Source organism: Monashia sp. HAY1-2A (assembly GCF_056755315.1).
This window is the reverse complement of the sequence record NZ_JBNDHY010000474.1, coordinates 1-264: the sequence shown is the minus strand read 5'-3', so window position 1 is coordinate 264 and position 264 is coordinate 1. Positions and strand designations below refer to the sequence as shown.

Here is a 264-nt window from a genome sequence, read left to right as displayed (position 1 = left end):
ACACAAAATCGATGCGCCTCGAACGCCGGATTTCTGCCATTTATAAAGACTTGCCCGGCGGACAGGTGCTCGGCCCGACTTACGATTACACCCACCGTCTGCTGGATTTCGCGCTGCTGGCCGAAGGTGAAGCGCCGTTCACACCCATAGCCGATGAACCCCAGCCGGAAGAGTGCGGCCATGTGTTTGATTTGCTGACGAATCAGCAGCTGGCAGTTCGTGAAGAAGATGACGGCACGGAGCCGGAAGATATCACCCGTACGC

Annotated in this window: 1 protein-coding gene; it reads left to right on the top strand. The window is 57.2% G+C overall.

Going from position 1 to position 264, the window contains the following annotated elements; genetic code table 11:
* On the top strand, nt 1–264 hold a 264-nt coding region (locus ACPYOM_RS22760), incomplete at both ends, for a carbon-phosphorus lyase complex subunit PhnI (RefSeq protein WP_481347705.1).